Source organism: Corynebacterium silvaticum, assembly GCF_002162115.2.
GTDB classification, from domain to species: domain Bacteria; phylum Actinomycetota; class Actinomycetes; order Mycobacteriales; family Mycobacteriaceae; genus Corynebacterium; species Corynebacterium silvaticum.
The window spans coordinates 2,308,414-2,319,648 of sequence record NZ_CP021417.2 but is presented as its reverse complement, the minus strand read 5'-3'; the positions used below and the strand labels follow the sequence as shown (position 1 = coordinate 2,319,648).

The following is an 11,235-nucleotide window of genomic DNA, read 5'->3' as shown; positions in this document are numbered from 1 at the left end:
GATGAGTACTGCTTTCTACCTTAAGGTAATCGTTGGCGCAGGCCGATAACTAGCAAGCGGTGGCTTGCATTAGTTAAGTCAGAAGCAGACGGGGGCTCCTTGAGCAGTATGGACTGCACGCTGCCATGCGTCCAAGTCGCGGCCGGTGAGCAGCAATGAGGCATCGGCCCAGATGGTGTGCACAATTCCACGTTCTTTGAGGGCCTCGACCAAGTCTTTTCTTCCTAGTCGCTTCCTCTCCTGTGCATAGTCGCTGCGTGAGGATAACGCTTCTAAGACTGCATGACGGACGTCAACGGCATCGGCAAAATCGGCGATAATGACCGAATCGTAATAGTCCTCCAAACGGGTCTCCGCTAGGACGTCGGGGTGGATATTCCCGATGACGCGGATGGAAGAGCGCACGCCTGAGCCGCGAGGTTGCTGTGGGGTTTGCGCAAAAGGACTGATCCCGGCGGGGACGGGGGAATCGTTAATAAGGTCGACCCGGATTGCTTGCGGACACTGCAGGAGCAGATCGGAGGCATAGAGACCAGTTGCGTTAGCGCCGATGACGGCGATGCGAAATGTAGCGGACATTGCTGGTTACCTTTCTGCTCGTGCTGTGCTTTACGACGTAAAAACCCGCCATTATCCTGGGTAAACCATAGATAGACAGATTAGTATTGAATTTTAACACCAGATTGTCTGTCTGGGGAGTGTTCAGGTGTGAAACGGGGGAGGTTTATCGTGGTAAACGCTGCTGGGGTTAACTTTCTGTTTACCTTGATCATGTTGGCTATCGGAGGAATGACTGACTCGAGAAAGTAGAGCGACAATGGCGGACAGCACTATGCTGACCACACCATCCACTGAGGATGCCGGTTCAGATCGATGGTGGCACCTTACTTTTGGTGGACTTTTAGCGATTACGCTGATCGTTTTCATCCTGTGGTCATTCGGCTACGTGGGTGATACCGCTAACAAAGGCATTTTGATTACCACGATTTTGTTCGGCGTTTTCATGGCCTTCAATATCGGCGGTAATGACGTAGCCAATTCCTTTGGCACCTCGGTGGGTGCTGGAACCCTCACGATGAAACAGGCCCTGGTTATCGCGGCTATCTTTGAGGTTTCTGGTGCGGTTCTTGCAGGTGGTGAGGTTACCGATACGGTGAAATCCGGGATCGTTGACCTTAATGCCATTGACCTTAGTCCGCACCATTTTGCCTTCATTATGATGGCCTCCCTCTTGGGGGCTGCGGTGTGGTTGCTGGCGGCTACCCGCATGGGCTGGCCGGTATCCACGACTCACTCGATCATCGGCGGTATCGTCGGAGCCTCCCTTGTGCTGGGCTTCACCCAAAGCCTTGGCGGCTGGGAGATGGTGCAATGGGGTGAAATTGGCCAGATCGCATTGTCGTGGGTTCTCTCACCTGTGTTAGGTGGGCTGGCTGCGTGGCTTCTCTTCGGCTTTATTAAAAAGCACATTCTGGTTTATAACCAGGATGCAGACGAGCAATTGCGGCAAATTAAAACCGACCGTATTGAGCTGCACAAGTCTTTCAAGGCCTCTTTCGAGCGTTTGAATGAGATTCAACAGCTCGCATACACCAATGCCATGACGCGCGACGCCGCTTTGATTCAGGAGCGCGATTTTGACCCTAGCGAGCTAGAGTCCGAGTACTACCGCGATCTTTATCGCATTAATCACCGTCGCGATAACCTCAACACCCATCAGGCCCTGGAAAACTGGGTTCCCTTGCTTGCCGCGGGTGGCGCAGCCCTCATCGGCGCCATGATGCTCTTCAAGGGACTAAAGAACCTTAACCTGCACATCAGTACGCTGGGGAATGTCCTGATCCTGGGAATGATCTCTGCCGTTGTGTGGATGGCGGTGCTGATTTTTTCTCGGACTCTCAAGCAGCAAGAGCTCTCCCGGGCCACGTTTGTCATCTTCTCCTGGATGCAGGTCTTTACGGCATCGGCATTCGCCTTTTCCCATGGTTCTAATGACATCGCGAATGCGATTGGCCCGTTCTCTGCAGTGCTAGATGTCTTGCGGACTGACAGTATTAACGGCAAGGCTGCTGTTCCTACCGCACTGATGGTTACCTGCGGTGTCGCGTTGATCGCAGGCCTGTGGTTTATCGGGCGCTATGTGATTCATACGGTGGGATCGGGGCTTACGGAGATGCATCCGGCGTCCGGGTTCTCTGCTGAGTTGGCTGCGGCTGCGGTTGTGATGGGTTCCTCGGTTCTGGGCCTTCCGGTGTCTTCTACTCACATCCTGATTGGCGCAATTCTGGGTATCGGCATTGTGAATAAAGCTGCCAACTGGCGCCTGATGAAGCCCATCGCGATGGCCTGGGTGATTACGCTTCCGGCTGCGGCTTTTGTATCCGGTATGGCCGTGCTTGTTTTGAATGCTATTTGGGGATAGTGACGATAGCTTTCCACCATTGATCAACTCTAGCCTCGGAGCAACCAGCTTCGGGGCTTTAAGTTTTGTGTTAAGAAAGCTTGTGGACGCGAGGCTGGGATTGGGTAAATGCTGATCGTATGCCCCTGAAACATGCGTAAAAATAAAGGCTCCGACTGGCCTGTAGACAACGCAATGAGTGAGATATGTAGGATGTAAAACACATTGTGTCTCTTCTCACTAAAACTAAAGTTGGTGGTAAGGCTGTATATCGAGGCTCAGGCATGCCAAGACTAAGTTTCTGATATTGAAATTCAATTGACTTCTTGATAGTTATTTTCTAAATAATACCTAACCCTTCATTCTTAGGAAAGATCTTTCTATGCGACGTTCCCCCTCGTTCCTTGCGCTGTGCTCTAAGCGCAGTGGAGCAGCACTCTTGTCCATGGCCCTTGCTGGAAGCGTTCTTGTTGCTTGCGGCGACCCTAGCCACAAAGAAGCGAGCGGCGAGGAAGGGTACCCGTCTCGCATTGTGCTAGCTGACCGGGAAGCAGGCGATGGTTTCCATCCTGCGACAGGCTATGGTCAAACAGGTGTGAGCCCGGTATATGACGGCTTGCTGCGCCCAGAATCAGCAGGTCCAGATCGAATCCCGAACTTTGTTCCTGCTTTGGCTTCTGCAATGCCTGAGCACAACGCGGATGCCACTGAGTGGACGGTCAAGCTGCGCGAGGGCGTGAAGTTCAGCGATGGCTCGGACTTTGATGCTCAAGACGTGAAGGCCTCCTACGACATGGCCCGCAACATTGATGCAGGTTCGCAGATCGTTGCTCGCTATGAGGTCATCAAAGAGGTAGAGGTCAAGGATCCGCACACCGTGGTGTTCAAGTTGAACCACCCACTCGCGGAGATGAATTCACGGCTGCTCTACGCCATCGCTCCTTCTGAGAAGTTGAAGGCGGACGGGCCTATCACCAAGGCGGAGCTGAATACTAAGCCCGTGGGCACCGGCGCTTATAAGCTGGTGGAAAACCGTGGCGACGAGGTTGTATTTAAGGCTAATGAGGATTACTGGGCTGGGGCTCCTCAGGTTAAAGAGATCGTTGTGACCACTGCTTCTGACGACACGGCGCGTGCACAGCGCGTTGCTGCCGGGGAAGTCGACGGCGCTGCCATTCCTCCGGCACAGGTCAAGTCTGTGAAGGGCAAAGACGGCATTGACGTTGTCTCTACCAAGACGGCTGACTGGCGCGGAATTTCCTTCCCCAAGGTTCCTGAGCTGCAAGATCCTAAGGTGCGCCAGGCTCTCAACTTTGCTGTGGATCGTCAGGCATTCGTGGACGGGCCACTGGGTGGCTACGGCACAACCCTGGAGACCCTGATCTCCCCGCTGTACGGTGACGCACACGACTCGTCGAAGACTTTCGGCTACGACGTAGCTAAGGCAGAGAAGCTTCTCGACGAAGCCGGCTGGAAGAAGAACGCCGCAGGTATGCGCGAGAAGGACGGCAAGCCCTTCCACGTCACCCTCTACTACGCATCTAGCGATACCACGCGTCGCGACATCGCTATTGAGTTTGCTTCCCAGATGAAGAAGCTTGGTCTGGATTTTGAGACCAAGGCTGGAACCTGGGATGAAATCGGACCTGTTTTGGGCAAAGCAGCAGCAGTGCTGGGCGGCGGTTCGGCTCCTTATGACGTCACCATCATGGCGTACGAGTACCTGCACACCCGTACACCTTCTACCAGCAAGTGGGCTAACCCCGGCGACTACGGATCTGAGGAGCTGAATAAGCTTCTCGACGAAGCCCGCAGCGAGGTAGACACCGCTAAGCGCAACAAGCTGTGGCAGAAGGCCCAGGCAATGTACATGGATGATCCGTCAGCTCTGTGCCTGCTCAACCTTGAGCATGTGTATGCAAGCAAGCACAACGAGTGGAAGAAGCCAGAGAACCTACTTGAGCCTCACATTCATGGTGTCACCTGGGGACCATGGTGGCGTGTTGCCGAGTGGACCAAGTAAGCCACCCCATCTTTTGACGTATAGCTCCGTGCGTTTTGGCACTGGAGCTATACGCATTCTCTACGGAAGGATCTTTTTCAGTGTTGTTGCCTGGAAGAAGAGACAACCTCGACGGTATAGGTGTGATGGTGGGGCTGCGCCTGCTTGTTATCGCATGTACTACGGTCGTAGTGACGTTCATTATGTTTGCTTTGGCGGCGTTGTCGCCGTTTGATCCCCTTGCTCATTATCTCGGTGCCGAATACGGCGATTACACCGATGATGAGCGCGCTCGAATCGCAGCGTCGTTGGGCGTGGATAGGCCTTGGTGGCAGCAGTGGCTGCAATGGTGGGTCGACGTGCTGCGAGGTGATCTTGGCTGGTCACGCGTTTACAATAAGTCGGTCGCGGATGTGATTTGGGAGCGACTCCCGTGGACGATCGTGCTGTCCTCGGTCGGTTTGTTCCTCATGCTCGTAATCGCCGCGATCTTGGGCGTATGGGCTGCTCGTCGCCCCGGAGGCTTGGTAGACCGTTCTGTTAACGCAATCGGCGTTTTTGTAGCGGCCACTCCGTCGTACGTTTATGCACTCGGTGCCGTCCTCTTTTTTGGTGTGTATTTGCACGTCATTCCGGTGGGTGGGGCTTCGCGTGTTGGCGACGTTCCATCACTGCTGACGGTGGGGCCGTACCTGGTTGCGCCCGCTATAGTGCTGGCGGTCTCCCAGTTGTCCTGGCCTTTGCTGACTATGCAGCAGTCCACGCTTGAGGCCTCGCAATCCCCGGCGGTGGCTAATGCGCGGCTACGCGGATTGAGTGAAAAAACCATCCTCGTGCGCCACGTGCTTCCGCTGTCGCTGATGCCATTGATTACGTTGATTGGCGCGCGTTTGGGCGAGCTCGTTGTGGGCGCTGTGATTGTAGAGACCGTGTTCTCGTGGCCAGGACTGGCTCAAGCGACCGTGGAATCTGCGATTGCGGTGGACTTCCCGTTGTTGGCTTTCACTACCGCTGCCACTACGGTCGTCGTGATGCTAGGTTCGCTGGCCAGCGACGTTTCTTACATGATTATTGATCCGAGGGTGAGCGATGTTTAAACAAACTAAATCTCCCGTGGCAATGCACGTACAGAAATGGGCTAAGTATCATCGCATCAGCATTTCCGTCTTTATCGGAGTTGTGCTGTACGGGTTGCTAGTCCCAGTCTTTTTTGATGCTGGAAACCCCAGTTTCTCTCGGGCTCTTCATCCCCCGAGCTCCACTAATCCTTTTGGCACTGACCACTTTGGCTTTGACCTCTTTGTCCGCACAGCGGAGAGCTTGCGGGTCTCGCTTGTCATTGGTTCTTTGTCTGCGCTCGTGGCAACGGCGCTTGGAGTGATCGTCGGATTGATTGCCGCCGCAGTGGGTGGACGCACAGACCGCATCATCATGCGTCTTAACGATGCAGTGAACTCCATCCCGCACCTGATTCTTTCCGTGGTTATCGTTGCGCTGTTCCGAGGCTCGCTTGTTGCGATTGTGCTGTCCATCGCGTTGACACACTGGTCGCCGGTTGCCCGCATTGTTCGTTCTTCTGTGCTTGCCGTGCGCACCTCGGATTATGTGGATGCGTCTTATGCCGCCGGTGGCCCCTTTAAATGGGTGCTTATCAAGCACCTAGCTCCTGCAGCCGCTGGTCAGACCGTGGTAGCCATGATCATGCTGATGCCCCATGCTGTGTGGCATGAGTCTGCGCTGTCATTCTTGGGATTGGGTATCCAGGCAGATGAGCCGTCGTTAGGCACCCTTATGGACCTCGCTCGCGAGGACATCATGCGGGGCGCATGGTGGGCGCTGGTATTCCCTGCAGCCGTATTGCTCACCACCACGCTTTCTACCGTGTCGCTGGCGCGGAAAGTTCCTGAGGTGGTCACCGATATTGATGTCACTGAAGCCGAGGAACAGATAGAGACCGACGTGGTGTCCCCGAGCACGGGTATGGAAGTTCACAATGTGAGCGTTGTCGTGCACGGAAAAAATGACACCCAGCAGCGGATTCTCAAAGATGCGTCGCTGCATGTGGAACCCGGTTCCGTCCACGGTTTGATTGGTGCCTCAGGTTCGGGCAAGACCACCTTGGGTAAGTCGATCGTGGGAATTGCTCCACAGTATTCCAAGCTCGTAGGGTGCGTGAGCGTCGCCGGGAAACCGCTGGCGTGGGGAGAGAAAGACTTCTCTAAGATCCGGGGCACCGTCGTTGGTTTTGTTCCGCAATCTGCAGCGCAGTCTTTCACACCTGTGCGCAGGTTGGGCACCCAGCTGCAAGAGATTATTGACCGGCACCAGGGCACCTACACCGTGTCTGATTTGTTGCACACCGTCCATCTTCCGGAGGAGACCTCGGAGTTCTTCCCGCATCAGCTTTCTGGCGGCATGGCGCAGCGAGCGGCTATCGCAGCAGCGTTGGCCGGCAACCCGACGTATTTGATTGCCGACGAGCCGACCAGTGCATTAGACCCACAGCTCACCTCCGATATTTTGGCCCTGTTCAAAGAGATCGCAGATTCTAAGGGCGTAGGAATTTTGGTGATCAGCCACGATATTGAGGACCTGCGAGAATCCGAGATCTGCGACACCGTATCCGTGATGCGGGACGGCGAGATCATGGAAACCGGTCCTGCCCACAAGGTGTTGCACACGCCAGATCATGCGTACACGCGCGCATTGTTGGCAGCGCTGCCTAGTGGCGGATTAAAAGTTACGGAAGGACTTGAGCGTGGATAACACACAGAACCTTCGCGCATCTGCGGTGACCGTTGAATTTACTAAGAACGCACCTGTTCTAGAGAACCTCAGCATTGAGATCATCCCAGGCCAGATGATTGGTTTGGTGGGTCTTTCCGGCTCCGGCAAGACAACACTGGCTCGACTGCTCGCCGGGAAAATGGCCCCTACCCTGGGCAAGGTCCTCATCGATTCTCAGGAGGTTTCTACACAACGAGGCCACCGTAATCCGGACATCGCCACCATCAATCAGTCGCCTCGGGATGCGTGTTCTCCCCGGTGGAAGCTGAGAGACATCATCGCGGAACCATTGCGCATCGCAGGCAAGCTTGACGACGATGCCATCGCCGCGCGCGTGAACGAATGCGCTGATGAGGCGCTTGTCGACGCCATGCTGCTAGACCGGCTGCCCCATCAAGTCAGTGATGGTCAGCTACAGCGTGCCTGTATCGCTCGCGCGTTAGCGCAGGCACCGCGATTCCTTATCTGCGACGAGCCGACGTCCATGCTGGACCCACTAGCTACCGCTGCCGTGGTGTCCTTGTTGCGTCGACAAGCTGATAACGGAGTGGGAGTTCTGCTCATATCCCATGATCACCGCCTCCTCGCGGCATGCGTGGATACCGTGCTTGAGATGGATCACTTGAAGTCCAAGTAAAGAAAAGTGTGGCCCTGGCGAAGAACCAGGGCCACACTTTTTGTAGTTTTTTAGTCGTCTGTGGGGTGCGAAGGAGCTTCTTCCTTCTTAATCACCACATTCGATGTTTTTCTCAAACTTAGCTTGGTTAGCTGTTCCTTGAGGTTGCCCCAAGCCTGTTCGCCATTGATCGGTGGGCTGGCTTCTTCGGCGGTAGCCAGCTCGATCTCGTCAAGCGTTATTTCACCTGCTCGTAGCGCGACGAGCTCGGAGTGGTAACGGATGAGCACTGCCAAAGCAGCTGCTACCGGTACTGCCAGGAACGCGCCCACCACGCTGAAGAGGGCAGAGCCGATAGTCACAGCGAGCAAGACCACTGCGGCGTGCAGGTTCATGGCGCGAGACTGGAGCACCGGCTGCAAGATGTGACCTTCAATTTGCTGGACGGCAATGATCAGGATGAAAGCGAAGATAGCGTTAGAAACACCGTTGCTGACCAACGCGATCACCACAGCAAGCGCGCCTGCGGTGAAAGCACCCACGATAGGGATAAAACCACCAAAGAAGGTCAGCACTGCCAGGACCAAGGCAAGCGGAACCTTGAGGATGAGCAAGCCGATTCCGATGAGGACGGCATCGACCAAGGAGACGATGGCCTGCGCCCTGATGAATCCTGCCAGGGCGTTCCAAATACGAGTCAGTACCTCGGTGAGGTGCCAGCCCACGTTAGGGCCGGTGACCCTGCGCACCATAGGCAGAAATCGCGTGCCGTCCTTGAGAAAGAAGAAGGACAGAATGAGCATCAGGATAATCGTGATAAGAATCGATGATGCCGTGGTAAGTCCAGAGAACACGCCGTTGGCGATATTGCGCGAGTGCTCTTGGAGCGCCTGCGTTAGTTTTTGGATGTAGCCATCGACTTTCGACGTATCCAGGTTGAGCGGGCCGTGCTCTGCCCACTGCAGCGCGCGGTTAATGCCTTCGGTAGCGCGATCGACGAGGTCTTTCGACTGAGAACTTACGCTTGGCGCCATTGCGGCAAAGATACCGCCAATAGAGCCAAAGAATCCGATAGCAACAATAATGACAGCGGCCGCTGGCGGAACTTTCCTCGCCCGCAGCCATCTCACTGGCGGCCAGAGGACAGTGCACAATAAGAGCGCCAGGATGACGGGGAGGACGCCTTGCCATACGGTGGCTAGTCCGCGCCATGCCATAACGCTGGCGATGACCACGATAATAAAGCGAAGCGCCCAGCCGGAAGCCCATCGTGCGTCGGCGCCAAGGATGATCGCGCGGTCTTTGCGAGGTGCCTCGTTAGCGGGGACAATGAGCGGTTCTGATTCCTCGACTGCGGAGTTTAAAAGATCGGAGATGTCTCGATCTGATGTGGTACCAGGGGTCGGGGAGTGGGGGTTCTTATGCGTATCCATCAGAAATAAGAATGCCACAGCTGTGGAGATTTAAGAATCATTGGAGCGAAAATTAAATCCTGAGGTGAAGGATGCCTCTTTATAGGGGGAGTCGGAGGTGGGTAAACCTTATGAATATTACCCGAATGCTCACCACATAGATAAGGGTTTAGCTAATTAAAAGTATTTATTATAAATAATTTTAATTAAAAGAAGTAGCATACCACTGTTATAAGTCTCAGGACTTGTGAAACATACAACAGTTCCTCTTCTGCTCATGACCTTAAAGACTACAGAACATGTTTGAAGCTCATAGAGATTGATTGTGGGGCTGTGGGCGTGACAATCAAAACAAGTGAGGAAGAAGGTGCCTTCTATGAGGGCAAGCCTAAGCAGAACGTCAAACAAACCTGTCATGATTTCTCTAGTCCTGGTGATCGTAGGTGTGATCACTCTCCTCTACCCAGTAGCCGCAGCGTACATATACAACGCATTCCATGCACGGGAGGCTCAAAAATATGTCGATTCGCATAAAGACATGTCTGATGCGGATAGGGAACGCTGGATTGCCCAAGATCAGAGTTATAACGAACGCCTAGCCCATATTCCGATATTGGACCCGTGGCTGTCCCGAGTCTCTAAAGACAGCGGGTTGTATCGCGAGTATCTAGCTCAGCTCAACGCGCCGGGCACAGACGACGCAGTTATGTCGGTGGTTTCTATTCCCTCAATCGCAACCACTCTTCCGGTCTTTCACGGGACAGACGATGAAATTCTGGACAAGGGGTTGGGGCATATCTACGGATCATCGTTGCCTGTGGGCGGCCCCAACACCCATGCGGTGATCACAGGACACTCAGGGCTGGCAGAAGCCACGATGTTTGATCACCTGGAAAAAGTGCAGGTGGGGGACATGGTGTACGTGGACACCGTGGGCAAAGTCCTCACCTACAAAGTGACCAACACAGAAGTTGTGCTTCCGCAGGAGATAGAGAGTTTAAGAGCACAAAACGAAAAAGATCTCCTCACCCTGATTACGTGCACCCCCTACGCGATTAACACCCATCGGTTACTTGTGCACGCGGAACGCGTGGAGACAGAGGAACACAGCCTGCCGCAGACGGCTAGCAGATGGGAAACCTGGATGCTGTGGAGAATCCTTGCCGCGCTGGCGATCCTGGCTGTGGTTGTAGGGATTTACCTGCGCAGACGATCTGGAAATAAAGAAAACGAGAAAGCTTAAGCTAATGGTGAAACAAAATAAACTGGTGCGCATACGGCTGGCCGTGGTTGCTGCGATGGGCATAGCAATCGTATGCCCCTCGCCGATAGCTTTTGCTCGCCCCGCCGTGTCTGTGGACTCTGTCCAAGCAGCAACCATCGATCCGGGTCGTAGCGCAAGCCTGAGCATTGAATTTAAAAATTCTCCGGCCGCGAGTGGCACGCTATCCGGCATACCCGTGCGTATTGCTCGTATAAGCGGAATCGACCTGACCACTCAAGAAGGTTGGCTGGCAGCATCCAAGCTGTCCGTCGTAGAGGCTCTCCAGCAGCCGGAGTCTCAGTCGTGGCAGGCGAAGACCGATAACGCGGGCCGAGTGCGATTCGACGCCCTGCCCATCGGCTTATATAAGGTCCAACCCGTCGCAGGGTCCGACCGAGGGTTTGAGCCTTTTATTGTTCCACTGCCATCCTCAGCCGAGACCGGCGCATGGAACTACGATCTCCTGGTTCATCCCAAACCCAAACACAAAGAACCTAGCGATCCGACGGTGCCGTGGTGGGACTCAACACTTCCGCCGCTTCCTCCGAAGACGCCGCAGCCAGCTACTCCTACTCCGTCTACACCAAACCCGCAGCCGGACAAACAGGAGAAACAAAAGCCAAAAGGCTCATTTCTGGCGAGGACGGGTGCATCAGTCCTAGGTGTTGCACTCGTGGGCCTTATCCTAGCCGCCCTGGGATTTGGTGCCGTGATGTGGAATAAGAAGAACAACCGAGGAGACGATGAGTAATC

The 11,235-nt window shown here is 54.6% G+C and carries 9 protein-coding genes; 7 read left to right on the top strand and 2 right to left on the bottom strand.

Going from position 1 to position 11,235, the window contains the following annotated elements:
* Positions 1-78: 78 nt before the first annotated feature.
* Positions 79-579 (bottom strand): oxidoreductase, encoded by a 501-nt coding sequence (locus CBE74_RS23440; RefSeq protein ID WP_087454650.1) that lies wholly within the window; start codon positions 577-579, stop codon positions 79-81.
* Between the two features lie 238 nt (positions 580-817).
* On the opposite strand from CBE74_RS23440, the gene CBE74_RS23435 reads away from it, so the two are divergent.
* From CBE74_RS23435 to CBE74_RS23415, 5 genes are all read left to right on the top strand, one after another.
* Positions 818-2,422, top strand: coding sequence for an inorganic phosphate transporter (locus CBE74_RS23435; RefSeq protein WP_087454649.1), 1,605 nt, complete (start codon positions 818-820; stop codon positions 2,420-2,422).
* A gap of 361 nt (positions 2,423-2,783) precedes the next feature.
* Positions 2,784-4,424 carry an ABC transporter substrate-binding protein gene (locus CBE74_RS23430; RefSeq protein ID WP_087454648.1) on the top strand — a complete coding sequence of 547 codons (1,641 nt, stop codon included), beginning with the start codon at positions 2,784-2,786 and terminating at the stop codon, positions 4,422-4,424.
* 125 nt (positions 4,425-4,549) lie between these two features.
* Positions 4,550-5,500 carry an ABC transporter permease gene (locus CBE74_RS23425; RefSeq protein WP_166741063.1) on the top strand — a complete coding sequence of 317 codons (951 nt, stop codon included), beginning with the start codon at positions 4,550-4,552 and terminating at the stop codon, positions 5,498-5,500.
* The gene (locus tag CBE74_RS23420; protein ID WP_087454646.1) at positions 5,493-7,169 is read left to right on the top strand and encodes an ATP-binding cassette domain-containing protein; all 1,677 of its coding nucleotides are present in this window, start codon (positions 5,493-5,495) and stop codon (positions 7,167-7,169) included. The genes CBE74_RS23425 and CBE74_RS23420 overlap by 8 nt, the downstream gene beginning before the upstream one ends.
* A complete protein-coding gene (locus tag CBE74_RS23415) occupies positions 7,162-7,827 on the top strand; it encodes an ABC transporter ATP-binding protein (protein ID WP_087454645.1) in 666 nt (221 codons plus the stop codon). Before CBE74_RS23420 ends, CBE74_RS23415 begins: the two co-directional genes overlap by 8 nt.
* Before the next feature lie 50 nt (positions 7,828-7,877).
* On the opposite strand, the gene CBE74_RS23410 is transcribed toward CBE74_RS23415, so the two are convergent.
* Positions 7,878-9,239 carry an AI-2E family transporter gene (locus CBE74_RS23410; protein ID WP_087454644.1) on the bottom strand — a complete coding sequence of 454 codons (1,362 nt, stop codon included), beginning with the start codon at positions 9,237-9,239 and terminating at the stop codon, positions 7,878-7,880.
* 355 nt (positions 9,240-9,594) lie between these two features.
* On the opposite strand from CBE74_RS23410, the gene CBE74_RS23405 reads away from it, so the two are divergent.
* Both CBE74_RS23405 and CBE74_RS23400 read left to right on the top strand, forming a co-directional pair.
* Entirely contained in the window at positions 9,595-10,461 is an 867-nt protein-coding gene (locus CBE74_RS23405; RefSeq protein WP_216605391.1) for a class C sortase, read from the top strand.
* Positions 10,462-10,465: 4 nt separating this feature from the next.
* Positions 10,466-11,233, top strand: coding sequence for an isopeptide-forming domain-containing protein (locus CBE74_RS23400; protein ID WP_087454642.1), 768 nt, complete (start codon positions 10,466-10,468; stop codon positions 11,231-11,233).
* Positions 11,234-11,235: the final 2 nt, after the last annotated feature.